The organism is Bradyrhizobium sp. JR4.1 (assembly GCF_040548605.1).
Lineage (GTDB): Bacteria > Pseudomonadota > Alphaproteobacteria > Rhizobiales > Xanthobacteraceae > Bradyrhizobium > Bradyrhizobium canariense.
This window is the reverse complement of record NZ_JBEPRY010000001.1, coordinates 394,093-420,517: the sequence shown is the minus strand read 5'-3', so window position 1 is coordinate 420,517 and position 26,425 is coordinate 394,093. Positions and strand designations below refer to the sequence as shown.

The 26,425-nt window shown below is 60.0% G+C and carries 23 protein-coding genes and 1 pseudogene; 9 read left to right on the top strand and 15 right to left on the bottom strand.

Annotated elements, in window-relative coordinates:
* Positions 1-137: 137 nt before the first annotated feature.
* Complete coding sequence (locus tag ABIB90_RS02120) at positions 138-353, top strand: hypothetical protein (protein WP_354200063.1); 216 nt, start codon at positions 138-140, stop codon at positions 351-353.
* A gap of 353 nt (positions 354-706) precedes the next feature.
* Complete coding sequence (locus ABIB90_RS02115) at positions 707-928, top strand: hypothetical protein (protein WP_354200062.1); 222 nt, start codon at positions 707-709, stop codon at positions 926-928.
* 152 nt (positions 929-1,080) lie between these two features.
* Here ABIB90_RS02115 and ABIB90_RS02110 read toward each other — a convergent pair whose 3' ends face one another.
* Positions 1,081-1,290: a hypothetical protein gene (locus tag ABIB90_RS02110; RefSeq protein ID WP_354200061.1), complete on the bottom strand. Its 210-nt coding sequence runs from the start codon at positions 1,288-1,290 to the stop codon at positions 1,081-1,083.
* Positions 1,291-1,431: 141 nt separating this feature from the next.
* Between ABIB90_RS02110 and ABIB90_RS02105 the strand changes: the two genes are divergently transcribed.
* The gene (locus ABIB90_RS02105) at positions 1,432-1,560 is read left to right on the top strand and encodes a hypothetical protein (RefSeq protein WP_354200060.1); all 129 of its coding nucleotides are present in this window, start codon (positions 1,432-1,434) and stop codon (positions 1,558-1,560) included.
* A gap of 481 nt (positions 1,561-2,041) precedes the next feature.
* On the opposite strand, the gene ABIB90_RS02100 is transcribed toward ABIB90_RS02105, so the two are convergent.
* Positions 2,042-2,266 (bottom strand): DUF6894 family protein, encoded by a 225-nt coding sequence (locus ABIB90_RS02100; protein WP_502918228.1) that lies wholly within the window; start codon positions 2,264-2,266, stop codon positions 2,042-2,044.
* Between the two features lie 662 nt (positions 2,267-2,928).
* Between ABIB90_RS02100 and ABIB90_RS02095 the strand changes: the two genes are divergently transcribed.
* Complete coding sequence (locus ABIB90_RS02095) at positions 2,929-3,750, top strand: class I tRNA ligase family protein (RefSeq protein WP_354200382.1); 822 nt, start codon at positions 2,929-2,931, stop codon at positions 3,748-3,750.
* Positions 3,751-4,173: 423 nt separating this feature from the next.
* Here the strand turns inward: ABIB90_RS02095 and ABIB90_RS02090 are convergent, their stop codons facing one another.
* Positions 4,174-4,605 carry a hypothetical protein gene (locus ABIB90_RS02090; RefSeq protein ID WP_354200058.1) on the bottom strand — a complete coding sequence of 144 codons (432 nt, stop codon included), beginning with the start codon at positions 4,603-4,605 and terminating at the stop codon, positions 4,174-4,176.
* A gap of 487 nt (positions 4,606-5,092) precedes the next feature.
* On the opposite strand from ABIB90_RS02090, the pseudogene ABIB90_RS02085 reads away from it, so the two are divergent.
* A pseudogene (locus ABIB90_RS02085) lies at positions 5,093-5,410 on the top strand (SOS response-associated peptidase family protein); the annotation flags it as partial.
* A gap of 81 nt (positions 5,411-5,491) precedes the next feature.
* Here the strand turns inward: ABIB90_RS02085 and ABIB90_RS02080 are convergent.
* The 7 genes from ABIB90_RS02080 to ABIB90_RS02045 form a co-directional block, all read right to left on the bottom strand.
* Positions 5,492-6,190: a hypothetical protein gene (locus ABIB90_RS02080; protein WP_354200057.1), complete on the bottom strand. Its 699-nt coding sequence runs from the start codon at positions 6,188-6,190 to the stop codon at positions 5,492-5,494.
* Between the two features lie 111 nt (positions 6,191-6,301).
* Positions 6,302-7,486, bottom strand: a complete 1,185-nt coding sequence (locus ABIB90_RS02075) for a DUF3644 domain-containing protein (RefSeq protein ID WP_354200056.1) — start codon at positions 7,484-7,486, stop codon at positions 6,302-6,304.
* Positions 7,487-7,562: 76 nt separating this feature from the next.
* The gene (locus ABIB90_RS02070) at positions 7,563-8,126 is read right to left on the bottom strand and encodes an OB-fold nucleic acid binding domain-containing protein (protein WP_502918227.1); all 564 of its coding nucleotides are present in this window, start codon (positions 8,124-8,126) and stop codon (positions 7,563-7,565) included.
* 294 nt (positions 8,127-8,420) lie between these two features.
* Complete coding sequence (locus ABIB90_RS02060) at positions 8,421-9,560, bottom strand: hypothetical protein (RefSeq protein WP_354200055.1); 1,140 nt, start codon at positions 9,558-9,560, stop codon at positions 8,421-8,423.
* Positions 9,561-9,661: 101 nt separating this feature from the next.
* Positions 9,662-11,113, bottom strand: a complete 1,452-nt coding sequence (locus ABIB90_RS02055; protein WP_354200054.1) for a UvrD-helicase domain-containing protein — start codon at positions 11,111-11,113, stop codon at positions 9,662-9,664.
* Positions 11,103-12,833 carry an ATP-dependent nuclease gene (locus ABIB90_RS02050; protein WP_354200053.1) on the bottom strand — a complete coding sequence of 577 codons (1,731 nt, stop codon included), beginning with the start codon at positions 12,831-12,833 and terminating at the stop codon, positions 11,103-11,105. Before ABIB90_RS02050 ends, ABIB90_RS02055 begins: the two co-directional genes overlap by 11 nt.
* A gap of 288 nt (positions 12,834-13,121) precedes the next feature.
* A complete protein-coding gene (locus tag ABIB90_RS02045; RefSeq protein ID WP_354200052.1) occupies positions 13,122-13,433 on the bottom strand; it encodes a hypothetical protein in 312 nt (103 codons plus the stop codon).
* A gap of 137 nt (positions 13,434-13,570) precedes the next feature.
* Here ABIB90_RS02045 and ABIB90_RS02040 point away from each other — a divergent pair, with 137 nt between their 5' ends.
* Entirely contained in the window at positions 13,571-13,993 is a 423-nt protein-coding gene (locus ABIB90_RS02040; RefSeq protein ID WP_354200051.1) for a hypothetical protein, read from the top strand.
* 17 nt (positions 13,994-14,010) lie between these two features.
* Here ABIB90_RS02040 and ABIB90_RS02035 read toward each other — a convergent pair whose 3' ends face one another.
* The 5 genes from ABIB90_RS02035 to ABIB90_RS02015 all read right to left on the bottom strand — a co-directional run bounded on the left by ABIB90_RS02035 (position 14,011) and on the right by ABIB90_RS02015 (position 22,074).
* Positions 14,011-15,033, bottom strand: a complete 1,023-nt coding sequence (locus ABIB90_RS02035; protein WP_247800707.1) for a hypothetical protein — start codon at positions 15,031-15,033, stop codon at positions 14,011-14,013.
* A gap of 3 nt (positions 15,034-15,036) precedes the next feature.
* The gene (locus ABIB90_RS02030; RefSeq protein ID WP_502918226.1) at positions 15,037-15,417 is read right to left on the bottom strand and encodes an XRE family transcriptional regulator; all 381 of its coding nucleotides are present in this window, start codon (positions 15,415-15,417) and stop codon (positions 15,037-15,039) included.
* Positions 15,395-15,670 carry a type II toxin-antitoxin system RelE/ParE family toxin gene (locus ABIB90_RS02025; protein WP_354200380.1) on the bottom strand — a complete coding sequence of 92 codons (276 nt, stop codon included), beginning with the start codon at positions 15,668-15,670 and terminating at the stop codon, positions 15,395-15,397. The genes ABIB90_RS02030 and ABIB90_RS02025 overlap by 23 nt, the downstream gene beginning before the upstream one ends.
* A gap of 531 nt (positions 15,671-16,201) precedes the next feature.
* On the bottom strand, positions 16,202-19,495 hold the full coding sequence (locus tag ABIB90_RS02020) for a UvrD-helicase domain-containing protein (protein WP_354200050.1): 3,294 nt from the start codon (positions 19,493-19,495) through the stop codon (positions 16,202-16,204).
* The gene (locus ABIB90_RS02015) at positions 19,492-22,074 is read right to left on the bottom strand and encodes a PD-(D/E)XK nuclease family protein (RefSeq protein WP_354200049.1); all 2,583 of its coding nucleotides are present in this window, start codon (positions 22,072-22,074) and stop codon (positions 19,492-19,494) included. The genes ABIB90_RS02020 and ABIB90_RS02015 overlap by 4 nt, the downstream gene beginning before the upstream one ends.
* A gap of 171 nt (positions 22,075-22,245) precedes the next feature.
* Here ABIB90_RS02015 and ABIB90_RS02010 point away from each other — a divergent pair, with 171 nt between their 5' ends.
* From ABIB90_RS02010 to ABIB90_RS02000, 3 genes are read left to right on the top strand one after another with little or no spacing between them, the layout of a single operon-like run.
* Entirely contained in the window at positions 22,246-24,033 is a 1,788-nt protein-coding gene (locus ABIB90_RS02010; RefSeq protein WP_354200048.1) for an ATP-dependent nuclease, read from the top strand.
* A complete protein-coding gene (locus ABIB90_RS02005) occupies positions 24,026-25,807 on the top strand; it encodes an ATP-dependent helicase (protein ID WP_354200047.1) in 1,782 nt (593 codons plus the stop codon). The genes ABIB90_RS02010 and ABIB90_RS02005 overlap by 8 nt, the downstream gene beginning before the upstream one ends.
* A gap of 44 nt (positions 25,808-25,851) precedes the next feature.
* Positions 25,852-26,403 (top strand): hypothetical protein, encoded by a 552-nt coding sequence (locus ABIB90_RS02000; protein ID WP_354200046.1) that lies wholly within the window; start codon positions 25,852-25,854, stop codon positions 26,401-26,403.
* Positions 26,404-26,425 lie beyond the last annotated feature (22 nt).

Here is a 26,425-nt window from a genome sequence, read left to right as displayed (position 1 = left end):
GCGCTGCTTCGGCGCCCCGTTTCCAAGGCCGGCATTTACCAGACGGGCCGGGAAGGGGGCGCTTTTGCGGCGGATGCTAGGGCCCGCGCGCCCCGTCCGCAATCGGGAACGGAATGCCGCCGGATCGATTGATCGGCATGACCGAACGCGTGATCTGCGAAAGCAGCAATGGCGATGTCTGGCTCTTGTCGCGCGACCCGGTGTCGAAGATGCCCGCCGTGAAGCACCGGCCGAACGTCAGCTCCGGCGGCGGGTCGTCCTATACGGAGATCGGCAACTTCCTGCGAAATGGGGCGAACGGCCCGGAACACCAGGCGCTGCTGCACCTCATCGGCACCCTACTCGACGGCTGACCCGCCGGCCCGTATGACGTCCGTGCAGGGCGAGGTTAAGGTCTCGAGGCGCGGTTGGATCTGGCGGCGGTCACCGCGTGCGGGTCCGAGGCGGCTGCTGTAGTCTGCGCGGTGGCGTTTAGCAGTTCCAATTACGTTTCGAAACGAGGAATCGAACAGACGCATCCTGGGGCAGCTCGCGATTTCGCCGACGGCGCTGGAGCGTGCAGCGGCGAGGCGGGCTATCAGAAAGTGAAGGTCGTAACGAGGGGCCTTGGGACTGCCGAGAAGGAGTTGTTGTCGATGACGATCGCCCCAAACATGCGCTCGCGCATAGGCCCATCACGCTTAGCCAGCCAGACGGCGGCCGACGCTTGAAGAAGCCGGCAAAAACCCGGGAGGAACTCGAGGCCGCGATCAGGCTGGAAATGGAGGATATCAGCGAGTTGCCGACGGATATCGCCATCTCGGTCGTGCCGCACGAGGATACCTGGAAGGTCACGATCATGACGGACGGACCGCAAAATGCGGGTCGCACCGACATGATCGCGGCGATCGCGGACAGGCTGCGCAGCCAGTTCGACCTCAAAGGTTGACCTTTCCGCACGGATCTCTTGGCTCTTCATCGAACGCCTTCGACAGCGGTCTGCCGCCTTTCGCTTGCGCAGGCGTTGGGCTCGCATGAGAAGATTCGGCGAGCTGGGAGAGAGGGCCTTTGGATGGCCCGCGTAACGTCCTAATCGGGCTTTCAGGCCTCGCCGGGCCCGGTGAAGACCGACGCCGGCGGCGTGATGCGTGGCACCGGCAGCGGGCGTTCGGCCGCTCCGGACCGCAAGGGCTCGCCCTTTGCGTCGTACCGCTTGGCGAGGTCCAGCAGACGACGCCGAGTGAACGGGTCGGCAGTCTCGGCAAGGGCTCGAACCCGCTGCGCGAGACCACGATAGAACTCCTGCTCCATGACGCACTCCCACGATCACTGCCCGGAGTTGAGTACGTCCTTACCCGGGGAGTCAAGACGCGGTGCCGGCGGAAAACGTTTCGGCATCCGCTTGAGTCGGCGCCGTCGCCGGAATTAGAGTTGCGGTGCGGGGGAGATCCGATGGCGGTGCTTTTTCCGATCAGGAAGGCGTGTCCGGTCTGCAGCAAGCCGATGGTTGCCGTGCCCGACAAGATCAACGAGCGGCGGTCGCGCTACGTTTGTACCGCTTGCGATGGCGACCCGCTGTGAACCCCGACGGCCCGCAAGTGGGCAGACAGTCGCTGCGACGCCCGACGAAGTAGTTGTCGGACGCTGGCGCGGGATGCGGGCGGGTGCGACGCTCTTCAGGACGTCCGGGGGTCGGCTTCTGCATTCGGAACCCGGGAGGTTCCGCCTGGTGAGGAACGACACCAGCGGAGGTCCCGCGAAAATGCCTGGCCGGCGTGGCTCCGCCCCCAAGCCCCCCAAGGCGGGGCTACGCTCCAGGCCGCGATCCAGGATGCGTTGTCGGGGGTAGCTTCCGTTTCCCTCAAATGAGGTCGCTTTGCGAGAAGTGCTGCGCCGGGGCGGCACGGAACGTCTCGATCAGGGTCCGGCAGCCGCGGGGACCTAGCGCTAGGCCCATTCGCGACTTGCCTCCCGCGACCAGGAGCCCGAGGCATTGCCGAAGCGCTTGCCAAACGGCACGATGCCCAACTTCAGGCCTTCATGTCCAAATCGTCATGAGCCATCAATGCCGCAACTGCCGGTGAATCCGATGGCGGGCGATTTCATTGCCACGCGCGTCGACGACCGATAGTTCGGTGTCGTCGTAATCCCGGTCATCGGTGCCGATCTCGACGGCGACGCGCGCGCCATAGGCGTCCGCCTCGCGCGGCGTCGCAAATTCCATTCCCTCGTCGTCCACCGACACGAAGCCGCCGTCCCGGATATGAAAGAAGTACCTTCTCTGCATCGTTGCCTTTTGAGCCTTCTGGAACCCAGGGCGGCATCGTGACGCGTGCATGTGGTCATAGGATGACGACGTCGGGTCGTCCCTCTCCGGAGGGCGCGGCGGCCCGCCGGCACGGCGGGCTCACAGCTGGAATCGCTTGCCCGTCCCGCCGAGGTCGTCGCCCGCGACGCACCCGCCCGCAGATCGCCGACGCCTCCGATCTCGATCCAATCCCGTGGAATTTCGGAAACGCGCATCATGTAGTCGTCGCCGGCCATTCCGACGAGAGCGCCGGGGCAAGACACCGAATTCGATTCCTTCACCTCAGCGCCTTTCCTCTTGGATCGGAATCTCCGGAACAGGCCGGGGCGGCATCGCCGTCGATCCGGCGACGCTGACGACGATCATGCGCTCCTCCGGCGGAGAACCGAGATGGTCCGCAGCCTCTTTTCGATCCGGCTCGTCCACACCATTATCATGGATGGGAACGCAAGTCTTAATGATTGCCTCTGGGAGAGTGGAGCGGAACGACAGTAGAAACGGCGCACAGCTCCGCAGTAACTGTGAGCGCGCCGAGGCCCAAGCGCTCTACAGCTTGCCGTTTGCCGACCTGATGTTTCAGGCGCATCGGCGCGGCTAGGCTAATGATCAATCGCTGGGTGCGCGGCTAGACGGTCAAGACCATCGTCGAGGTGACTGCGGCGCTCCAGGCCCGCGCATTCGACGATGCGGCCAAGGCCCTTTACCGCTTTATCTGGAACGTCGTTTGCGACTGGTACGTCGAGCTCGCCAAACCGGTGCTCAACGGCGACGACGAAGCGGCCAAGGCGGAGACGCGTGCCATGGCGGCCTGGACGCTCGACGTCTGCATCAAGCTGCTGCACCCCGTGATGCCCTTCATCACCGAGGAGCTGTGGCATCAGCTCGGCGAGTTCGGCCCTGCGCGCGGCTCGCTGTTGCTCAATGCCGACTGGCCGACCACGACCGCCGAGTGGATCGATGCTCAGGCGGAGGCGGAGATCGGTTTAGTGATCGCTGCTGTCACCGAGGGCCGCTCGGTGCGCACCGAGCTGAACGTGCCGCCTGCCGCCCGTCCGGCGCTGCTGGTCACCGAGGCTGACCCAACTCAGCGAGCCGTGTTGCAAGCCAACGCCGCCGTCATCGTCCAAACCTTGCGTGTGTCCGAACTGCGCTTCGAGCAGGCGCTCAAGGGGGCGATCCCCTTTGTGGTCGAGGGGGTATCCCTTGCCCTGCGCTCACCGAGTTCATCGACCTGGCCGTCGAAGAAGGCCCGCCTGGCCAAAGAGATCGCCACGTTGCAGGCCGAAGCTGATCGGACGCGCAGGAAGCTCGACAACCCTGACTTCGTCGCCCGCGCCCCCGAGGAGGTGGTTGACGAGCACCGCGAGCGCCTGATCGGCGCCGAGGCTGCCCAAGGGCGGCTGAACGTGGCGCTCAGCCGGCTTGGCACTGATCGCTCCCGGGCTTTCACGCTCTTTGCGTGAGGGCCCCCATTTCAGTGCTGCATGGAGATAGACCAGTTGCGGTGCAGGCGCGCCGCTCCGGTTCCACGAGGCGGCCGAGATCGGCGCCCGCCATATCAGTTTGTTGCCGCTGCCGCCTCGGCCTCGCCATGGACGTGTAGTTCCAAGACTTCTCGGCACTGTACCACGCGACGGCCCGCCGAGACGATCCTCGCCGGCTCTCAGAGTTGCAAGGTGTCGCTCGCGAACAGCTCCGAACTCCGGATGATGGATACGGGTTGCAACGACGATCGAGCGAGGAGATGCCTTGCACACCGCGATCGCCTGCTCGACATCCATGGCGATGAGGTCACCTCCCAGAACGGGCCACAGGGGTGAACGATGATGACGTCCGGATTGGTCGTGCGGATTGTTTCCTCGACCGGCGGTTCTTACATCGAACGCTTATGCCGCTAGCTTTGGTATGGTCCTCTCGACCAATAGCAAGAATCGGTTGTTGCGAGCCGCCCCAACCACTGATGCTAGCGAGGACGGTCCCGAAGGGCCGCCTTTCGCGTTTTGGTCTCCATTTTGCCGGCATCGGGTGTTGCGTGTCCCCGCAACCAACGATTCTTGCGAAAGCAAGGCACCCAAAACCCCGGCCTCCGAAAGGATCTCAGGGTTTTTCTTGTTCGCTGCGGGGTGCTTAAACGCGTCGCGGATGTCGACCGCGTCCCCCAGCAGAAAATCGTCCCGTTCGTGCTTGATGCGAATGTCGAGCAGCTTGGAGTACTTGTTCCAGAGCACCTGCACGATCTTCGCCCGAAGGGCATCGGGCCAAGCCGCAATGGCGTCCTGAAAATAGGGCTCAGCGACTGCGACGTCGATATCGCTCATCTTGAGCGCCGCAACGAAGGCCTGCTCGAGGTCGCCTTTGTCGCAGGATCTATCGCTCGCTGGCGCAGATATTCGATCGCGCGAACGATGATGCCGCCCAGATTTGGAGCCTTGCGCGAGATGCCCGAACCAACCCACAAAGCGAATTCGCCACTTCTGACTCAGCGGTAAGAACGCGTCATGTCCATCACAGTTGTTCCGGGAGCAACCGCTTAGGCAGGCCCGTCAACCAAGCCTGACCGTTAACGCGCTTGTTAGCCCGAAAGGCTACGTCGCGCGGCTGCTTGGCAGCGTCTGCAACCTGGCTAATTGTCACAACTGAATGTGAAGGAAGGATTTCCAGATAACGTCCAGTCGGTCGCTCGAACCATCGCCAACGGAAGTCGAAGGGCCATTGGCCGCTTTGGCAAAGCCGTTCGAAGCCAAGATCGACCGCCCATTGAATGATGCGACCGTGGTTGTCTTGGGCGCTTGTCACATTGAGGATTGCCTCATCCTTGATGAGAAGCGCCGCCGCACCGATCCCGCCGAGAAGGGAAAGAAGCGGAAGGATAAGTGGCTGTTCACCCAGCGGGACGAACCGATATTCTGCATCGCGGGCATCTGGCGCGAGACCAAAGACGTCGGCGAAGCCTTCACCATGCTGACTATGGAGCCCGGACCCGACATCGCGCCATATCACGATCGGCAGATTGTCATCCTTGAACGTGGCGCCTGGGCCGATTGGCTTGATCTCTCCGTGCCGGCGCAGTCGCTCATCCGGCCGCTGCCGGCCGGCTCATTGCTCGTTGAACAGGTTGGCTGAGCGGGTGCTAGGGCTGGGGCCGCCGGACCAGCACTGAGAAAGACTAGCAGTCGGCGAGGGCGTCGCGATAGACCGGTGGCCTTAAAGAGCGGGTTCAACGCCGCCATCTTCGCCAAGAGTAGAACTATCTGAGCCAGACGAGACCCATTTGGGAGGTGGACCGCTAGGGAACGTCCATTCGCGCCCCGTTTTCTCCTTCAACTTCTCAAGTTGCACGTGAAGCCGACGGAACATTAGGCCGTCAAGAAATACAACGAGAGGCTTCCATTCGAGGGCGCCCCCTACATGGAAGCCCATGTTGAAATTGACGCTGATGTCGAACTTCCCACCTTCGAAACCGATCTCTAGATTTCCGGTTATTGAGTCGTGGCCGACGTTGTGAGCATAGCGTTTATTGCGAAGTTCAATGATCTTGTCATGCACGGGGCGAAGCTCGACGGGTAGCGCGCTGCGCGAAACGCCGCTGCCGATGCCACCGTCGATGAGACGAGCATATGTCGTTACGAACGCTAGGGTCAGCATGTCGTTCTCAAGCGCCCACTCCATCGTCGCTTCGAACCTGGTGGAGGCAAGCCGATGCTGGATGTAGCGAAGGCTGGCCATAGTCGGGAACGCATGGACGATGCGATTTAAGATCCTTAGATTGTCATCTGCTGCCTCCAGAACGCCTTGTCCCTCTTCTTTGAGCGCATAGAGGTGTTGCTGCCATTCTTCGGGTAGATATTTGATAGCCTCCTCGGGGAACACGACGTATTCCTGCGTCTCTTCTGGTTCTTCCACGTCGCTATCCTTTTAGCTCTGCACGATCGAAGCCCATCTGGGCCGCTCGTATTGTCCACAATAACAAGGGGCGGAGCGCGTTCCGCCTTCATCGATGAGCTGATCTACATGCTAGACCTTTGGCTGGCGCACCCAGCCTTCGTTTAGCTTTTCAAGCACCTTTTCGAGCCAGTTCTCGTACCAGTACCAAGCCTTTGCAACGCTGACTCCGTATCCCTTCGCCGGATTTCTTGCGTCTAGCTGCTCCGAGAGCTTCGTGTGGTCGTGCATATTGAAGGTCGGAAATCCAGCCGCCTTCGCCTTTTCGACTATGTGGCTGGGCAAGTATTTCGGACGCTCGACTTCCTTGAGAAGAACGCGTTCGACCGCCTCTGCTTCAGGCGATCCGGGCTTGATAAATTCGACTGCCAGGTCTGATTTCGTTGCTTTCCCGCTCACCTTTGGAACGAACGCGACGCGATAGCGGAACTTTGGATCTTTCTGCTCGTCGTCGGTGAGAGTGTTGTGGAAGGTATCCATCGCTGTTGCGATATGTTGAGGCAGATCGGCCCCAAGAAGGGCTTTCCGCTGCACGCCGTCGAACGTTACGAACTGAAGAGCAATTGGCAGGCGCTTTTCGAGGGCGAATTCTCGCCCGAATAGCTTCTTTATGGCGTCGTTGAAATTGATGCAGCACGCCTGAAGTTTGGCGCTAAGAGCGTCGTCGATCCTGTTGGTGGAGCGGTGCTCAATCTCGTTGCGGATCTCGATCAGAAATTTCAGATTGTTCACGACACCCGCTTCCAGCGGGCATGCCCCGGTTGTGATGCATTGGCTGAGCTCCCAAAACTTTTCCGCTCCCGCAGGGGTTCGCTCGACAACCCCGGACTTTTTGTATCGGTAGTCGACGCCCTCGCGCTTGAAGTAGGCGTGCAACAGGTATGTCCAGGCAATGATGGACGTCACAATGAACAGTTCGGATCGGAAATAAAGACCGGCGCTGTTGAATGTATGGACTGCCGCGATCATCGTCTCGCGAGCTTTTACCAAGAGTTCGTCGCCTTGAAGGTGGAGACCCGTCGCGGGGTCGATGTTCGGCCAAGCATCGAGGAATGTGTCAAGCTCGTCGTCAGACGCCGGCTTGATGACCTTGTGTTTGGTGCCATCCCGGATCTCAGAGATCCGAGCGTGGTTGATCGAGCGGGTCGGGCGAGAGAAATATGCCTGGATGTCCTGAGGCACATACTTGCGAGCGAGCATCGATTTCGCGAGCGATACTTCCCACTTCTCAAGAGTATTGCCTGGTCTTCTGGCCATCTTCAGAGCCCCCGAAAATATGCCTATCACGAGGGCGTCATTCTGCGTAGGTGCTGGCAGGTTTCCATTGTGTGTTTCAGCGGAAATCCCGTGTCTTCACTTTGATCTGGTCGGTTTTCCCATAAGAATCGTATCGGTGGCCGTCCGGCGCAGGCGTCGGGAAGTCGCGCGGGTCAGGCCCCGAGCCGCCATTGCGAACTTGGTCGCCCCGTCCGTGCGGTAGCGGGAAAGCCGCGTCGCGATCACCGACGCTGGCAAGATCCCCGGACAGGTCGGTGAGCCGCTGCGCGACCAGGTGGACGACGTCGCCCTCGCGCTGAATCCGACCACGCACGGCAATCATGCTGGCGGACAGGACAACCCGACGAAACTGCTCGAACACCTTCGCCCAGACCACCAGGTTGGCAATGCCGCTCTCGTCTTCCGGGGTGATGAACATCACACCCTTGGCGCTGCCGGGGCGCTGGCGGACGAGAACGATGCCGGCGGCCTGAAGCCATCGGCCGTCGCGCGCGTCCATGGCCTCCTGGCAGGTGACGATGCGCCGTCGGCGCAAGTCCTCGCGCAGGAAGGAGATGGGGCGGGCGCGCATGCCAACGCGCGCGCCCGCCGCCAGGGCCGCGGCATCCACCGCCAGCACAAGCTGCTTTCTTCCGTCACGGCCAACAAGGGCGAGCGGGGGCCTCAATCGGAGGCGCCGCGTCGCCGGCCTTCCGCCGCACCCGGTCGGTCGACCAGGTGGGCAGGAAGAGCGAGACGACCCGAGTCATCACATGCCTCCAATTCAAAATCTGCACTTTCGCCCGCGCGGGCGCGGATCAGTTCGACAAGCTACCCGACGTCGGCGTGTTGTGGATATGCTCCACGCACGGCGCTTCATCGAGCGGTTTGCTAAGTCTCTGCTCGATCTTAATCTTAGGGTTGGGCTGAGTCCCTATGGATTCAGGAGTTTCCATACGCGGTATTGCTCGCGCAACTTCGCTTCTATCGCCACCAATTGGCCGTGATAGTCGTGTCCGTCGAAGCCGCGTGCCGCGATATCGGTCGACAACTGGACTAGCCGCCAAGGTGTGTATTCGTGGAATGGGTTTAACCCGATGACATTGCCAAGAGACAGGTCAGCCGGTGCCGGCGCCTTCAAGAGCTTGGCAAACGTTGCAATGGCTGCGTTCATATCCCACCGTGAGACAAACAACGACAGCGCGCAGAGGGCAAGGAGTGGAATCGGCGGTCCTTTCCACCTGTAGGAATCAGGATTGATCGGGCTGAACTTGATGCCAGCGTTCTTCGCGACAAAACCGCAAAGCGTCAGGGCTGCGTCATAGTGCGGCCGCAAGGTACTGACGTCAAAAACCTCCTGGTCCTTGTGCTTGGTGGCCAGTTCCTGGGCCCTGCGCCAATGAGGCGAATCGAACGGCGTCTCCTTGAGAAGTTCAAACAGGGCAAGGTGCTCTTCTGTGAAGTGGTATTTCGCGGCCGAGGCCCAATCGAAGCCTGGCATTTCTGCCTGGGCGGGATGGAAGGTCCAGCGTTGAAATTGCGAGTGGCGCCGGAGGCATCGGGTCCATTCTATTTGCTCAGGCGTCACTGTTACTCGGACGTGGCTAGAGGCTTTCAGTTCGAAAAACCATTGGCGCATGGCGCGGATCGCCGATTGATCGAACAGCCTCTGCTCGATGCCCTTGCACACAAGCTCTCTAATCAGTCGTGTTTCCGCGGATTTCTCGGATCCGAGATTCACGAGCCCGTCAGGTTGGGTGAGGACGCCATCGTCTTCGCCATAGAATTCACAGAAAGGATGATGCGCGTCGTTGCCGTCCTGCCCAACGAACCGGAAGTGAGATTGCCTAATCAGCTTTTGTGTTGCGCGGGCACGAGCTGAACGCACGACATGAGCGCCGGTCCTGCCGCACGACGAACACCGAACGTCCGAGCGAATCCAGTCGCCCCATTTGGGATCTATTTCGGGAACCTGCTCGTCGGCGGCAATGGGCTGTCTTCCGCTCAGCAACCAGGCGAGTTGCTCGACGTCGATCTCTCGAGCGTAGTGTTGCGAGTAAGCAGTGGTTGCCATAGATCCTCCCAGAATGATCTTCAATGTTCGTTGGACGTCTGTCGCCGTTGGTGTTGGCGCAGTGCTTCCAGCGAATTGTTGTCCTGAATCAGAAGCGCGCTCTACGCCGCCGGCGTGAAGCGGGCGCTCGGCGATATGATTCTTATAGTTTTCGTTGCGCGTGTGAGCGCTACATACCAATCCTTGCCGCTCATTGCGTTGGTTGATGTCACGATGGCCCGGTCGAACTCCAAACCCTTTACCAAGAGCGTGCTTCCAATACTGCGGGTTCCCAGTCGGCGACCGGCGTGACGACTTCGATTTTGAACCTCCCAGATCGACGCGTGGAGGCTCGGAGGTTGGGTATTCGTCGTGGTCTGCAGGGCCGATTGCATCGCGAAATACATTTCACGTCGGTAGATGCGGACGCCCGGGCGATCGCGCAGCGCGTGAAGGAAGGCGAGCATCGCGGCATCGCCACCGTCCTGGATGACCGCTTCGGTAAGCTGCAAGAGATCGCCGAATTTGGCCTGGCCCAGGCGTCGGCCTTGTTGGCGGGCATCAACGGCACGCTGGAGTTCGGCTTTGTCGGCGCCGGTCATGCATTTGGCTGCAAAGGCTAAGAGCATCTTGAAACGCGCCTGCCCAACCGACCCGTCGATAGCTTTAGCCGCGGCGAAGAGTGTCTTGCAGCCGACCGCCTCGATAGTGACGAATCCTTGCTGGGCAAGCTTCTTCGCGAGCGCCGATCGGCGATTTTCGTTGGTGCTGTCGCCGATGACAATGAGCTTTCCAAGCAGGTCATCACGCATCGATTCGAGGCATTGCCGGACTACCGCAGCTTGCTGACGACGCGGATCGGCAGGTAAGGCGGTCCATGTTACGCAATTTGGACGATTACCGAGATCAAGATTTTCACCCTTCTGAAGTGTTACCCGCACGGCGCGAAGCCACTCGGCCAGTTCTTCGTTCTCGGCATTCTTCCATCGCCATGGAGTGACCAGTTCGGCGGCTTGTCCGAAGATCGGAAAAACGTCCTTCTCCCAACTAACCGGCGCCTGTCCCCGAAAGTCGAAGATGGCTTGAAGCGGGTCACCGAAAATGCACGTTGGCAAATGATTGGCGAGCCGTCGGATCACCTCGTGCTGCTGCAGGGTACAATCTTGATACTCATCAACGAAGCAGCCGCCGTATGAAGAATTGATCACTCCATCCACGGCACCACTATCGAGTAGACAAGCCCCGGCAGCATACACGGCGTTCCACTCGGCCGTGGAACTGGGGGCGGTCGAAAGAATGCCGGAGCGCCGAGGGAAGGAAGCTGCAAAGCGCAGGCACCACCCGGCGATCGTGTCGATGCGATATTTAGCGCTAGGAATGTGAAGCTTCTTTAGACGTCGCGTGAGAGCATCAACTCCGGCATGCGTGTGCGTGAGAATGAGCCTACGGTGTTCCGACACACCCACCGCACGGGCTATTTGCTCTGTCTTCCCGCAGCCGGCGGCTGCAATGATGCTTCCGTGTCGGAGACCCGCCGCCAGTCGTGCAATATCTATGTCCGCTTCAAGAGACATCGACCCACTTCCGCATGACATCGAGCCCTTGGGCGAGTGGAGTCGCAGCGACGGCGTTCAGGTGCGGCCCAACGACTGATGCCAACCCTTCGCCGCGTGAAATATCCTTGAACCAGCTCTTGTCGTTCGCGACCTTACCAATCAGTCGACGCAAATCTACGGTGTCGCGCTCCGGTCCCAGCTTGGCAGCGGAAACGGTCGGAAGGTCGGCGGCGTTCAAGGCATTGTCGAGGACGGCGATGACGCTGTCTTGCCCAACGCACTCGATTGCAAGCGCGATCAAGGCTCGCACGCCGGCCCAGGGTAAGTCGAGAAACAGTCGTTGCTCCGTCGAGCAATTGTCCGGCCATTGCCAGAGGGCCGCGCCTTTGTCGGTCGCTCGTCGCAAGGCCTCCGCGTTTGGCGGCTTGTCGGAATCCAGAAGCAGCCAGACCTCGTATCCAAGATCGCGGAGATGCTCGGCGATAAGGGGGGCCTTATCTTTGCCGCCGCCATCGATCGGGACTGCTCCCTGCAAGGCGAACGAATCTCGGCCGCTAGCATGCCACCACCCGTCCAGGCCGCGCATAAGGCCTTGTTCCGTTCGCCCCTCGCCAACAAGAACCTTTCTGGCGAGGAAGGCCTCAGGCGTTCCGCGAAGGTGACGCTGCGCGGTGTCGAGGTCTCTGGCCAGTCCAGAGACAGATGCGATTGTTGTGACGCCTGCCGATGATCGAACGGCAAAAATATCCGAGGCGGTTAGCTCGCGGATCACGACTGGCGAATGTGTCGTCACGAACATCTGTGGCTGGGCGGCGCCTTCTCCGCCCTTGGGAGTTTTCAAATACTTGAGCAGCCGGGCGACGCGATGCGGTTCAAGGCCATGCTCGATTTCATCGACGATAGCGATGTGAGGCGGACCGGCATCGTGTTGAAGTGCCGAGACGAGAAGGCGAGAGGAACCAGTACCGAGTCGACGGAGTGGAAGGTTGCCGTCATGCAACGCAATTCCGCCAGAGGTGATGCTGACGCCCTGAACGTCGAGTTCGGCTGTGAATTTCCCGCGGACGGGGACGGCGAATAGCTTGCTGAGCTCCTCTGCCCGGTCGACGGCTTTTTTAAAGATGCCTTGATCGCCGGCCTTGAAGGCTGTGCGGGCCGCGCGGCCCGCCTCTGCCAGTTGAAGGCTGTACCCCTCACCAGCCTCGCCTATCCGTGTCAGGACGGAGGTTCGGCCCCAGCCGAGATGTCGTTCGGCATACGGCCCCAAGCGATTGGTGCCCATTCGCTTGGTGTCTTTGTAACGTACCGTCGGCGGATCCTTGTCGACGGTATCGATACGATCATTGTGGATCGACCAGCGTGCCTCAAGTGATTGGTCGATAACCACGGTGATGGAGAGCGCGTCTTCTAAACCTGCACCGGACTCGTCCTCGATTTTGGTAGCTGCTTGGTTCCAGCCGCGAAGGTGTAAGCCGTATCGGTCCTCGGCCTTGAAGTCGCCGGGTAGCCCAGCCAACGTGACTGTGATCCGCAATGGCTTTTCGATATCGAGGTCAAAGAAGTCGCAATCATCCGCGAAACTGTACGAGCGGGGATTGAGACATAGCTCGATGGCATCCAGGATCGTCGTTTTGGTGGAATCGCCGGGCCCGATCAGGCAGTTCATGCCCGCCGCGGGTGCCCAAACCAGAGATTTGATGCCACGGAAGTTCTGGACCTCCAGATAGACGATGCGCATTCCTGCCCCCAGGCCGCTGACGCAGATCGTCAGTCAAAGTTTTTTTTTATGCCAAATCGCTCGCAAGGACCCTCAAGCCGGATACGCTGGTCGAGGGCATTCGCTCAGCACGTCGGCGAGCACATTGGAGATCTCCATTCGTGCGTCCTGGCCGGATTGCGAATGGACAAAGAATTTCTGTTTCAGGCCCATCGATAGACTCGACGTCCTCGGCAATCTATATAGCTTTGAAGCTATGTTGCGTCAATGGTATGGACTTCCGGCACGCTTACCGTGGCGTGCAAAACGTCAGACCGCTTGCCTACTCAGTCGCTCATGCTCGGCAATGAGAAAAGTGAGATAGCTGCGGATGAGGTTGCAGTAGAGGCGGGCCTCGTCGATTTGAAGCGCGAGGCCTTCGCGAAGGTCGAGGCCATGGCGAACGCCACCGCCTGTCGGCGAAGACAGGTAGCCGTGCAGGATCATCATCCATTGAAGGATTTGATCCTGATGCCCGCGCCCGCGTTGCCGCAGTTCACCAATGATCTTGTTGAAGTACCGTCCCTGGATGCTGCCATCGTGGATATCGGCGCCGCGGAACGCCGTGGAGATCGTCTCCAAGAGCCACAACACCTCCTGAACGGCTTGCCGGCCGTGCCTTCGCTGAGCGCCCGCTCCGAGCTTTGGAGTGCCTGCTCGATCAAGCCCTGGGCTTGGGCGTCGAGCGAAGGCGCCTGCTCAGGGACGGCAATCGGGATATGAACGCGGGTGGCAATCAGGCTCGGGGGATCGAGCTGATAGCCGGCTCCCGCATCGGCGAGGATGCGATTGATCCGAGCGGCGTCGAGCATCACCATTTCGGGATTCCCGCGTTGCAATTGTTCGCAAGCGGTCCAAAAGGCTTCGATGAACAGTGGTGCGTTCGTTGCCGCTTTGCCCATCGCCGTAGTAAGGTCCTCAACGGCGAAGCGCTCGTTGGAGCTGGGATAGTATTGGACGTTCGCAGCGGCAGCAAACCGCGCTTTGAAATGCTCGAGGATCGCTTTGCGCTGACCCTGGCCGCTGATGCGATTGATGAGATCGAGGAATCCCGCCTCAACATCGCCTTCAATTGGGCCAGGGCTATCAAATCGCCAGCGGTTGTCGAACGTCAACATTGGCGAACCTTGTCGTGCAATTAGCGCTTCGCGGTCAGCGCTCAATTTCCTTTTGAGGCGCCCGCGACGTTCGCCGGGCTTTCGGCCGGATAATCGACCCCGGAGACGTAAAGCGTCACGGCGTCGCCCTCGATGAAGATGCAGTCGGCGTCATTGGAGATGAACCCGGCGAGAGCGTTTCGTCCTCCTCTCATGCGACCATGCGCGGTGTTGAACGCTACGTTTTCGCCAATGACATAGCCGTATCGGACATAGTCCGAGCCGTAGAGCCCGTCTGCACCCTTCGGATAATTGGCGAACTTCACGATGTTGTATTGCGGTTTCAGAAGGCTGACGAACGCCTTCTCGGCGTCGGCGACGATCCGTTTCTGATCGTAGGCGCCGCTGAAATCTTCGCCCTCAAAGTCGTGGTCCAGCTCGAACGTCGTCATGATCAAAGGCTGTACATTGAACATGAACAGGTAGATTTCGTCGGTGACGCGTGCCCCGGGATATCGTTGTGGTTCGTTGGAGAGTATCTCCATGCGAGCTTTGTGGCCGTGGCGGATCAGACGATCGAAGCTGTCGCCCACCTTGGCGATGCCGACATAAAGAAGGTCATACGTCGCCGCTTCGCGATAGCGTTCGAAGCCCTCAATTCCAGCTCTGCCTCTGGAGCGGTCCCAAAGAAGCTTCTCGGTCGTGAACCATTCGAGAAGGTTAGATCCCTCTTCGCCAATCGGACCATCCCAGACCCGTATCATTTTTTCGCCCGCCTCAACCAGATAAGAGTCGATTTGGGCAGCGGACACGCCCGGCAAGTCTTTGAGGCGCAGCTTCACATCATCAGCGAAGCTATCGCCGACGACGAACGTGAACGTGATCTCGTGGGTGTCCGGGTCGATAACAATGTCCTGATACCGCGCCTCAGCACGTGCCGCGATCATGTAGAAGTCGCTCTGCCGCAGAAGCGCCTCGACCGCGGGGTCGCTCTGCATCCAAACCGCCTCCTGATTGGAGATCGGAGGGTACACAGTCTCGATCACCGTCAGCTTGGACTTAATACTGGTTGCCGTGCCGCTCATGTTTCAGGCCTTGCGCCTGGTCCGAGGAGCATCGTCCGGCGAAGCCCCGACATCGCCGAGATGTTGTAGACGGAGTGCGCGGCGGCTCGGCAGCTTGACGACAAGTTCCAATTTTCCGCCGACTGCCTCGACATAGCTGCGCAACGTAGAGAGATACATGTCGGCTTGTTTCTCGATCTTGGACACCGAGGGCTGTTTGATGTTAAGCGCCGTGGCGATGTCGGCCTGGGCCTTCCCTGCAAGCTGGCGGAGCTCACGCAGACCTTCGACCTCCTGCTTTACCTCCTGATAGCGAGCTTCGATCCCCTTCTGCCGTTCGGTGGGCAAGTCGGCGATAATCTGGTTTAGGCTACGGCCCATTCTATCTTCCCTTCCTTCCGGCATTCAGGCTCTCCAGATGTGCGGAAAACCGTGAATCCGCTTTTGCGAGAAGCCGCTTGTAGAAGCGTTTCTGACCGCCTCCAGATTTGTCTCCGGCTACAAGCACGATCGCCTTCCTCTCGGGGTCGAACGCGAAAGCGGCGCGCCACCCGCCATTCGACGCCTCGAAACAAAGCTCCTTCATGTTGGTGTGCTTCGAGCCTTTGAGCGTATCTGCATATGGCCGGCCGAGCTGCGGGCCGTAGTCGGCAAGCAGCTTGGCGAGGCCAGCAAGGAGTCCTGCTTGGACGGCTCAAAGGCAAGAAACTCCGCCTCAAAGGCATCGTGAAATACGACGTCCCAAGTCATCTATATAGCTTCTAAGCTATGTCCGGTCAACGGGAAGGATGCGCCGCGGCTCCGGCGAGGCCGTCGTCACGCTGCGGCAACTTCCGCCAAGGCGTCGACGTCATTGACGGCGTAGCGCACCCATTTCCCGAACTTTAGGAAGACGGGCCACCACCGAGTGGGCGGTAGGACTCCCCCAAAGCAGGAAAGCTCCTGCATTGCGGGCATCATGCCGTGAGGGCATGGAATAGGGATTAGGAGCGGCCTCGCCACCAAACGACTGGCTCGCCGTTCAGTCCCGCTTGGCACGAGGGATCACCATGGTGCACGCTGGAGCACCTCTGGGCTTTGAGGGCGCAAAGCCGCACCACTTAGGTACTTTGTCGGTCATGGGACCTCCAACGTCTACGCTGCGCCGGCCGAGGCGTGCTTGCTCGGCGACCGTGGGCTGCGGCATCAGTTACTTGTCGGTTTCATTTCCGACCCAGACAATCTCTCCGCTGGTGAGGTAGACAACCGCGCCCCGATTGGCATGGGCCGCCGACAGATAGTCGAGCAGCTGTTGCGCGTGTGCCTTGCGAACGGCGAGTGTCGGTTTGACATCCGATTTCCAGTCAATTGCGGCGTCGACACCCTGGTCGCTGATGGCCAAAGCATCGGCGCGCCCCGCGACAAGAACGTGCCCATCAATCGCCCAGACCGGAATCTCAGGTACGAGATGAGGCCGCAGTTTAGAAATTTCGGGCAAAGCAAACGCACGAAGCGCAGCCGCCGCCATTTCGTTAGGATCTGGCCGCGTTCGATCATCCTCTGCGCTAGGCGTTAGCTGATCGAGCAGGAAGCGGGCGCGCGCGACGCTCGCCGCCAGTTCATCCGCGAGCTCGCCCGTCAGGAGTTCCTCCATAAGCTTATGCAGGATCACGCCGCGGCGAGCGCCAGCGCCTGCAATTTCGAAACGCTCCGCCTGGCTCTCTAAGGCGATTACTCCGTCGAGAGAATCGCCAAGACGATCACCGTCATGTTCGCTCGGTCGACGCCAGACTAGAGGCGGCGAACTGTCCTCGACGGAACGCTGTTCCGTTGCAAAAATTTCAGCCGACTGTTCATTCGGTTGAGAGGCGCCCGAACGGTTTGCCAATAGCATGAATGAAGAAAGATCCAGCTCTGGGACTTCAAGCTGACGAAGATTCACGGAGCTGAACCACGAATCCTTTGACGCCTGGGGGATATGAGGAAGGATGAGAAGGTTTCGCGCCCGTGTGCTCGCCACGTACCAGATTCTCTCGCGCTGATTTGCATCCTCGAGGCTTTCTGCCGCGCGCGCCGCAGCCAGCCCCGGGGGCGCGACGCCACCGATCATCCAATGCAGGCTGTTGTCGGATTGCCTATGAACGAACTGTTCCGGCCGATAGAGCTCGGTCGTCGAATTGATCGGAATGACCACTGGCCATTCCAACCCTTTTGCACTGTGGATTGTGACAATCTCGACCGCATGCTCCGCGGCGTCGATGCGTCCCTCCGGTGCTCTGGCCTTGCGCTCCCAGTCAGATTGGAGATCGCGGACGAATGCGCGCAGGCCGGCAACTCCGTAGCTGCGCGCTTTCTCGATCAGCGCATCTAGGTTGGCGAGGGCCCGCGCGTTCCGGTTGCCATGCCGCGCCGCGATGATGACGCGGGCGTTCAGGCGCTCGATGGCCTCAGCGAGGATCAGGCTCGGGGTGACAAGGGTCGCTTTGCGCCGCAGGCTCTGCAGCAGTATGAGAATTTCCTTGGCCAGCGGATGCTGCACCAAGTCGGGATCTGTGCGCACAGTAAAGAAGGTCTGAGCCGTCCCATCTGCGGAGAGGGCTGTAGTAATGTCGAGCAGCTCCTGCTCGCTCAGCCCAACCAGCGGACCGCGCATGAAAGCGCCGAAGGCGAACGTATCCGACGAATCTGCCAGCACCCTCACAAGTGCCAGGACATCCTGCGTTTCCTGCCGTCGCATTAAGGTCTGGCCAGCTTGCGATGAAACCGCGAGGCCCCGCTGTTCGAGGGCTCGTTCATAACGCCAGAGCTCCGTATGACCGGGTGATAGAAGCGCGATGTCACCGGCCTTCAGGGGCGTGTGCGTGTTGTCGGCCCGCAGAATTGGTAGGTTTCCGATCAACGCTGCGCAGATATCCGCGACCCTTTCGGCTTCGGCTTCCCGAAACATCTCCGCGTAAATGCGCTCGGCGGTCGGGATCTCGATCGTGGAACGTGCTACGCAGGGCAGGGGCTGCGACACGTCAGAAAGTGTTGGAGCAAGAGCGACATATCGGGGCTGCGAAGGCTTCGCAAAAACCGGTTCGAAGCATGCATTGACGTGATGGATGATCGGGCTAAGCGATCGGAAGTTGGCAGTGACTTCGATGACTGCTCCGCCATCCTGGCCTTGGATCAGCCTGCTGCAAAGCTCGTAGGCTTCGATATCGGCACCGCGAAAGCGATAGATCGCCTGCTTCGGATCGCCGACGAGGAAAAGCGCTCCAGCGCGTAGCCGCGCGGCCTCCCAATGCGTTGGGCGTTCGGCGATTGCAGCAATCGAGAACAGAATCTCACTTTGAATGCGGTCCGTATCCTGAAATTCGTCGACTAGAATATACCGATAGCGCCGCCCGATTGCCTGCCGAACCTCTTCGTGTGAGCGCACAAGGGACTGAACGTGAACTATCAGATCGTCGAAATCCAAAATTGCCGCCGCGCGTTTGCGGGCGCGATAGCTCTCCAGAAGTTGGTCAAGCGAGCTTGATAGCGAACAGACGAGCGTGCTCGCGATGTGGCCAATGAGCTGGCTCCACGCGTCGTTGACCGCTTCGAACAGCGCCCGCCCTGAATCGTTGCCAACATCATTCTTGTGAGCGCCAAAACCGCGGGCGGCCTCGTCATAAGTCTTGAGCTGCAATCCCTTCCGTCCAAACAACCGGCCCGATCGCGGATCGCAGAGTTGCCACAGCGAGCGAAAATCCGGATCGCCGGTGAAGCAGCCTTGATAGCGCGTCGCCAGCCTCCCGAGTTCCTGTGCGATTTCTCGCGCCCATGCCTCGTCCCCGACGCTTGCTCTCCATCGCTCGAAGTCGTCGACAGCCTGGACGAAGTCGATGTCGGGTCGCAGATCTCTGGGCGGAGCGATCGGCTCAGCATCGGGGTGCTTGTGCCTCAGGAATGCAAGTTCACGGACGAGGTCGACCACCTGCAGCGGAATTTGCTCCGCCAAGACAACGATCGGATCGTCTTCTGAGGCGTCAGTTGCGAGCCGGCGTGAGAACCACGCTGATAATTCTGCCATGAACAGATTGTCGGCGACGATCGCGTCGGCGACGCGAGCGCCAGGATCAAGGCCTGCCTGGACGCCATGGCTGCGAATGATCGCCTGACAAAACCCATGGATGGTTGTCGCAGTCAACTCGTCGAGTTGCGCGGATGCGGCAATGAGCGCGTTTCGCTGCTGGCCGGACAGCCCCTGCGGAATGACCGCCTTTAGGAAGGCCGGAACCACGCCCATCAGCAGGAGGTCGACGGTCTCTCTAATTCGCGCGGCAAGTTGGCTTGCCGCTAACTCGGTAAAGGTGATTGCGGCGATCTCTTCGGGGCGGTGCCCCGCGGCGAGCATCATCGCCACGCGCCCGGCCATGAGCGACGTCTTCCCGGTTCCCGCAGCCGCTTCCACCAGCAGGATCGACGAGAAGTCTGTCATTGCCCGGCAACGGTTATCCTGATCGACGAGCGTCATGTCGCGGCGCTCCAGAGCTTGTTGAGTTGCTGATTGGCTGCGCGGAATTCCGAGGCCTTTCGACGAAGATAGCTTTCGCGATCCGCTGGGAGCGCAAGATGCATGTCGTCGTAAAAGGCGTCTTTTTCCCAGCGTGGCGCAAGCCGTCCGCTGCGCAAGATTGTCGTTCCCGCCGACAGGTAGCCGATGGCGTGCGTGATTGCGTCGTCGAGTTCGTCTCCCTTGAGCTCGAACGTTGCCGGGTCATCCGCCAGATAGACCAGACGTGCGACCACTGTTCTCACGTCAGGCAGTAGGGTCCGCACGGCAATTGCGTAAAGCACGCGTTGCAGCTCGCGCCCTTGTCCAAGGGTGATGCGTTGAGTTTTCGGAGGCGGCTTGATGCTCTTGTAATCTGTGATCCTTGCGGCGTCGCCAGTCGCCCGAATATCTAATCGGTCCATCCGACCACCGAAGATCAAGCCGGTCGGCTCGATCGGAACGGCCGACGTTGCGTCCCAGGGCACTTGTTCCGACACCAAATTGATTTGGCCGAATGGCACCTCGGTCCAGCTTCGCGTGTCGGATCGTACCAGATCGTCGGAGGCAAGGCCTTTCGCCGTCCTGCGCGCCGCTTCCTTCACCGTGTGACGCCAAAGGATCGGCGGCGGGACCGACCGTTGCAATGGCCATGAGGTAAGGACAGCCGCTGAAGCGCCTTCGATTGCTGCCTCGATTTCGTTGGCGCTTGCGCGCGCAAATCCCGGCGCGGGCTCAAGCGCTGAGATCGCACCGCTGATCAACTCGTGTACCAGTTCGCCAAACGACGTCGGATCGAGCTCCAACGGTTCGGGCTCCTGGCGAGCCGAGCGCCAGCCCAACGCATATCGCCAAACGAATCCGAGCGGGTCACGCAGCAAGCGCTGCAATGAGGTCGTCGACTGGACCCGCACAAGGGCGGCCTCGATCGCTGGATGATTGGCGTCCGACAATCCGTCATGCGCGGTCAGATCCGCACGCCACTGCCAGTTTCGCCAGCAGAGCTGAGCCTGCCGCACATGGGCGAGCTGTCCGGCGTCGCGGGCGCGCGCCAACAACCGGTCGGCTTCGCTGAAGGCGTGTTCTGGCACGCGGTCGCGTTTGTGGACGACCGTGTCGCCGGGCCATAAGGTGCTTGGCGATAGCTGGCTGCCTCTGGTGTTTCGCTGAGCGCGCGACAAGACCAGTTGCTCGCGCGTTTGCGCCCTTATGATCTCGAAATGAAGACGGTCTCGCTCAGCGGTGCTGACCGGATGCAGCTTGCGGCGCTCGAGCAGATGATGCGGGATGAGGGGATCGTCATGGTCGGATCGTGGCCAGGATCGGCTGGTGAAGCCAAGCAGACGTGTGAACGGTCGCGGACACGACACCAACTGCGATGCCGGACACCAGACAACGCTGTTGGCAGGTTCGCGTTGATCCGCGACCCGCAATGATTGGAGTGACAGCACAATTGCATGCGGCGGGGCGCTTCGCAGTGCCTCTTCCCACATCGTCAGGCTGGCGCCGCTCAACAGCCGCGTGCCGGCTTCGCTTCCAGCGTCTGGTCCGCGGGCGAGGAGATCGAGGATCGGTAGAAGAGTTTGCTCGGCAAGCTCGGCCGTGGCCCGCCGTGGCCTGGCCGCGGTGAACGCTTCGCTCCATTGATCAAGTGTCCGTAGCGCAGCCCCTCTCGGAATGCCGGCGAACCAATCTTCGGGAAGTGAGCTGGCGAACGGCCGCGACGGAAGGCGCCGGAGCAGCCGCCAGACGCGTTCCTGGCTGAGACCGTTGCCTAGAATATCCGCGAGGGCAGCGCAGGTCTGACCGTCCGCGGTGCTCAACGCCGGCACGCCATGAGAAAAATGGACCGGCAGTGCCGCACTTCTCGGGTAGGCAAGAAAGTGATCGTCCCAATCTTGCGTCGAGGTCGCGGCGATTGCGATGTCCTGTGCCTTGACCTGGCCCGTCGATAGCAGTTGCCTAGCCCATCTCAGCGCTTCCACGACCTCTGATTTCGGATCTGCGCTCGCTTCGGCGGAAATATGTGTAGGTCCAGGGGATGCGCTCTTGCGGATCGCGCCACCGAACCAAGGCTGCTCAACACCGTCCGGCATATCCCAGGATAGGTCGGTCACGCGTGTGATTGCATTGAGAAGGGGACGCCAAACCGGATCAACCTCGACGATGCCGGCAAGTGTGACGGTGCCCACAAGGGTGCGGGTGTAATCAGCGCGTTTGACGGCGGCGTCGCGAAGGTCGCGGGGCAGCAGATGGGTAGCTGGTAGGCTCTCGCGGATTCGCGCCTCAATCAGAGCAAGGTCGTGGAACCGCACGGCTTCGTGGGCGAGTGAGGCTAAATCCAAGTCCGAGCGCCAGACGGAATCGAGCGATTGAAGGACCGCCCGTGGCATGCCTGGCAAGCCCGCAATGCCGGCAATATCTCGAAAACCGCCAGCAGCAAGTGCTGCCTGAATCGCCGGGTAAAGAACATCGGTTCCCGCGGGCGTTGTAAACCCGCCGGCAAGGCGACCGGCGAGAAGGGGGAGCGTCAGGATTTCGCGACCGATGGCACCGCTCATGGCTGCTGTAGCGCGAGCACTGCGTAAAGCGAGCAAACCGTCGACGATGTGGGCGGAGCGAGTGATCATTTGCCTACGTTACGCTATTGTCGGTCGAGTCTTGCTTGTTGCTCAGACTAGCGGTCTACCGAAATGTTGGGCTAATAAAGACATATAATCCTGGGGGGTGTAATGCGTCTAAGCAAGTTGAGCATAAGAAACTTCAGAAACTTTCAATCTATCGATATTCCGCTAGCTGGCAATGTCGTGTTGCTTGGGCAGAATAGAGTCGGAAAAAGCAATCTGCTGTTTGCAATCCAGCTCATACTCGATCCGACCCTCCCTGACTCGGCCAGGCAGCTGAAGCTGACCGACTTCTGGGATGGAGGGCCGGCTGATTTCAGTGCGCCGATCGAGGTACATCTGGAGCTTTCAGATTTCGCGACGGATATGGCTCTAACCGCGATTCTGACTGATTTCCGCGCGTCACATGATCCAACGATCGCGCAACTCAGCTACGTCTTCCGCAAGAAGCCCGAGGTTACCGGTGCTCCACAATCCAGTGCCGATTGTGAGTTCTTCGTTTTCGGAGGCGGCGACGAAACCCGCTCGCTTCCCAGTAGGGTCCGACGCCGCATCGCGATCGAATTGCTGGACGCTTTGCGAGATGCTGAAGGGCAGTTGGGGAACTGGCGTAGTTCGCCATTGCGCCCTCTGCTCGAGGATGCCGTTTCCGGGATCAGCCGCACGGACATCGACGCCGTAGCTGCCGAGCTCGACAAGGCGACCAAGACGCTCGAAACGTTTCCGACGATCAAGACGCTGGAAGACGAGTTGCGGTCGGGCATCCTCCATCTTTCCGGAAAAGCGCATGACATCGATGCTCGCCTGAGATTTGCGCCAACCGACCCGCTGCGCCTGTTTAGGGCGATTGCGATGTTCATCGACAACGGAAAGCGTGGCATTGGGGATGCCAGTCTGGGATCGGCCAACGTGGCGTTGCTCGCTCTGAAGCTCGCGGAATTTTCATGGCGCCGCAAGAAGAACGAACGAAACTTCTCGCTCCTGTGCATCGAGGAGCCCGAGGCGCATCTTCACCCGCAACTCCAGCGATCTGTCTTCAAGAAGCTGCTGGGCAGTGTCGACGCCTCGCAGGCCATGATCGTCACCAGCCATTCGCCGACTTTGGCCGCCGTCACCCCGTTGCGATCAATCGTGCAGTTGAAGAGGCAGGCAGGCTCGACCCAGGCGTTCTCGCTGGCGAACCTGCCGGTAACTTCGGACGAGATCGACGATCTTGAAACCTACCTCAATGCGACACGCGCCGAGTTGCTGTTCGCCCGAGGCGTCATTTTTATCGAAGGCGACGCAGAGGAGGCGCTCTTGCCCATCTTCGCCTCATCACTCGGCCATTCGTTGGACGAGCTCGGGATCTCGGTCTGCAACGTCGGCGGGGTCAACTTCCGCCCCTATGTGAAGCTCGCTGAAGCACTGAAGCTTCCTTACAGTGTGATCACCGACTGGGACCCTCCCGATGGAACGAAGCCTCCTCTGGGAAAGAAGCGGACCCTCGATCTCTGGCAGGACATGCTTGCGGTTCGTGGCCAGCCTCTCCTGACGACCGCGCAACTGGCGCCGTGGGAAGCAATGGACCATGCCGCGTTCAGCGCGGGCGCTGCAAAATCCAGCATTTTTCTCAACGAACAGACCTTCGAGGTCTCTATTGCGAACACGCCCACATTGCTGAACCCGCTGCTCGATATCCTGAGTGAGCAGGACTTCGGCTCCGTGCGCAGTCGGCGCATCGCTGCTTGGCGAGCTGGTACGGCAGTCGATGCCGCACAATTGCTTGCAATGATCGCTGATATTGGCAAGGGCAGGCTCGGCGCGCGCCTTTCGAAGAAAGCCGTTGGTCTCAAGCCACCTACTTATATCGAAGGCGCAATCAACACGGTCGTTGGACTGGTTGCGCATGTCTAGTGATCGCGCGCTTCGTCAGGCCCTGGCTGAGCTCCAGGCGAACCCGGAACAGTCGGCCGCTGTCATTGAAACCGGGCATTGTATCGTGCTGGCCGGGCCCGGAAGTGGGAAGACCAAAACCCTGACGACGGCTATGGCGCGGGTTTTGGCGCAAGACGTGGTCGAACCGCGAGGCGTCGCCTGTATCACCTACAATAACGAGTGTGCGATCGAACTCGAAACTCGTCTTGCCCGCCTCGGCGTCACTCCTGGAGAGCGCGCCTTCATCGGGACGGTGCATGGCTTTGCGCTGAGCCAGGTGATCGGTCCTTATGTCCGCTGCGTGCCCACGGGCCTTCCTCCTAACTTCAGGCTCGCGACGCGATTGGAAGCGAGAGCTGCCGTGGAGGTGGCGTACCGGAACGCCATCAACGGCACCGACGACCCCCACCGGCGGTGGGAGTTCGCGTCCGAGAAGCGCAAGCGCGATGTTGATCGCTCGCGGCCCGAGTGGCGTGGGCGCAATCCCGAACTGGCGGCTTTCATCGAGGCCTATGAGGTGGAACTGCGCCGACAGGGCTTGCTTGATTTCGACGATATGCCGCTTCTCGCCTACCGCATGATCAGGGAACATGTCTGGATCCGTGAGGCTCTCCGCGCACGGTTCCCAGTGCTGTTTGTGGACGAATATCAGGATCTCGGCCACGCATTGCATGAACTCGTTCTGCTCTTGTGTTTTGAGGGGGGAATCCGGCTTTTCGCCGTTGGCGATGCCGACCAGTCAATCTATGCCTTTGCCGGTGCCAATCCTGAACTGCTCGAAAGCCTGACGTGGCGCGCCGGTGTGCGGACCATCAGGCTGCGCTTCAATTATCGGTCGGGCGGAAAGATCATTCGCGCTTCTTTGGGCGCGCTTGGCGAAGAGCGCGATTACCGCGGTGTCGACGGGGCCCCCGAAGGGGATCTGAACTTTTGGCACGTCCCGTATGGTCATGACTCGCAGGCCCAAGCCATTGCCGTCACGATCATCCCAAAGCTCATCGAACAAGGGTTTGAGCTCGGGCAAATCGCGGTTCTCTATCGAGCGGCGTGGCTCGGCGACAAGGTCGCGCATGCGCTGAAAGAAGCCAATATTCCCTTCGTCCGAACAGACACCAACGCCCTCGTCAGAAGAAACTCGCGCCTCGCGCGCTTCATTGAGGATTGTGCTCGTTGGGTGACCGGGGGATGGAGAGACGCTGATCCACCTTATGCGCGGGTTCTGTCGCAGGCTATTGCGCTCGTATTCGGGCGGCATGCCAGCGAACGCGAGCATCAGGATTTGTCCGCGCAGCTTATGACATTCCTCAATGCCTCGATCGGGAGGCAGGAGACAACGCATGCGTGGCTGGAGCGCTTTCATCGAGAAATCGTCACGCCTTGGCGCGACGTTGCCCGAAATTCGGAAGTAGAATGGCACATCTGCGACGAAATGATCACCAACACAGATCCGACGCGAGATCTCGATCTTTCACTCGCTCACTTCGCGGGGCGTGTCGAAGGAGCGGGACGCGTAAATCTCAGCACCCTACATAGCGCCAAGGGCAGGGAGTTCGACGCCGTCATCATGTATGGTGTCAACGCCAGCGACATCCCGAGCGAACGCGACAGCCGCACCCCGGCAGGGCTTCGCGAAGCAAGGCGGCTGTTCTACGTCGGTGTGACGCGGCCGAAGAAGCACCTCAGCCTAGTGTATCAGGAGCACCACCACTCGCCGTGGGTCCTCGAACTCTACCAGAGAAGCCAGCGGGACTAGGAACGCCTCACAGGATGGGCCACGCGCCAAAAAAGAGAGGAAAAGTGAAGAAATATCATATTGATCTCAGCGAGAGCGAAGCTGAGCTTCTTCAAAGGATCGATCTTCGCGTTTCGCACCACGATCATGCTGATGGGCATGTGGCTTACAACGCCAACAAAGAGCCCATTCTGGCGCTCTTGGGTTCGTTGAGCGAGCGCAAGGCGGTGCCGTTACAAAGACTGAACTATTGGAGTGATCCTCGGTACAATTTTGGTCGGGTCAAGGCTTCTCGAAAAGGACTATTCGAGCGCAACGGGTGCACGGGATCCGAGATTTACACGCACCCTCATTTTATTCCGTATCTGAGATATTTCTTGTTCGGTCCTGAACTTCCCGATGACGTAATCGCGAAATTCGAGGCAAAGGTCGGTAATCCAGAATGGGTGACATCGAGCGATGTCGTGCCAATCGGGAAATTTGCTAGGGATCTGACAAGGGAGCATCACCTCGATGTTTCCGACGCGCCGGAGGAGTTCTTCAAGCTATGCCTTGATATGGGCTTGAGCCTTAGCACCGCAGAGAGCGTCATGCGGTCGGTACGACAGGTTCGCTAAAGAGTTACGCACTGCGCGTTGG

What these genes read in the sequence shown, in the direction of transcription:
- ABIB90_RS02030 (WP_502918226.1), bottom strand. Translation starts at nt 15,417, where the DNA reads ATGCCGGAAGGAAGGGAAGATAGAATGGGCCGTAGCCTAAACCAGATT.
- ABIB90_RS02010 (WP_354200048.1), top strand. Translation starts at nt 22,246, where the DNA reads ATGCGTCTAAGCAAGTTGAGCATAAGAAACTTCAGAAACTTTCAATCT.
- ABIB90_RS02015 (WP_354200049.1), bottom strand. Translation starts at nt 22,074, where the DNA reads ATGAGCGGTGCCATCGGTCGCGAAATCCTGACGCTCCCCCTTCTCGCC.
- ABIB90_RS02090 (WP_354200058.1), bottom strand. Translation starts at nt 4,605, where the DNA reads ATGAGCGATATCGACGTCGCAGTCGCTGAGCCCTATTTTCAGGACGCC.
- ABIB90_RS02075 (WP_354200056.1), bottom strand. Translation starts at nt 7,486, where the DNA reads ATGGCCAGAAGACCAGGCAATACTCTTGAGAAGTGGGAAGTATCGCTC.
- ABIB90_RS02105 (WP_354200060.1), top strand. Translation starts at nt 1,432, where the DNA reads ATGGCGGTGCTTTTTCCGATCAGGAAGGCGTGTCCGGTCTGCAGCAAG.
- ABIB90_RS02040 (WP_354200051.1), top strand. Translation starts at nt 13,571, where the DNA reads ATGAACGCGGGTGGCAATCAGGCTCGGGGGATCGAGCTGATAGCCGGC.
- ABIB90_RS02100 (WP_502918228.1), bottom strand. Translation starts at nt 2,266, where the DNA reads ATGCAGAGAAGGTACTTCTTTCATATCCGGGACGGCGGCTTCGTGTCG.
- ABIB90_RS02110 (WP_354200061.1), bottom strand. Translation starts at nt 1,290, where the DNA reads ATGGAGCAGGAGTTCTATCGTGGTCTCGCGCAGCGGGTTCGAGCCCTT.
- ABIB90_RS02120 (WP_354200063.1), top strand. Translation starts at nt 138, where the DNA reads ATGACCGAACGCGTGATCTGCGAAAGCAGCAATGGCGATGTCTGGCTC.
- ABIB90_RS02050 (WP_354200053.1), bottom strand. Translation starts at nt 12,833, where the DNA reads ATGCGCATCGTCTATCTGGAGGTCCAGAACTTCCGTGGCATCAAATCT.
- ABIB90_RS02005 (WP_354200047.1), top strand. Translation starts at nt 24,026, where the DNA reads ATGTCTAGTGATCGCGCGCTTCGTCAGGCCCTGGCTGAGCTCCAGGCG.
- ABIB90_RS02055 (WP_354200054.1), bottom strand. Translation starts at nt 11,113, where the DNA reads ATGTCTCTTGAAGCGGACATAGATATTGCACGACTGGCGGCGGGTCTC.
- ABIB90_RS02035 (WP_247800707.1), bottom strand. Translation starts at nt 15,033, where the DNA reads ATGAGCGGCACGGCAACCAGTATTAAGTCCAAGCTGACGGTGATCGAG.
- ABIB90_RS02060 (WP_354200055.1), bottom strand. Translation starts at nt 9,560, where the DNA reads ATGGCAACCACTGCTTACTCGCAACACTACGCTCGAGAGATCGACGTC.
- ABIB90_RS02020 (WP_354200050.1), bottom strand. Translation starts at nt 19,495, where the DNA reads ATGACGCTCGTCGATCAGGATAACCGTTGCCGGGCAATGACAGACTTC.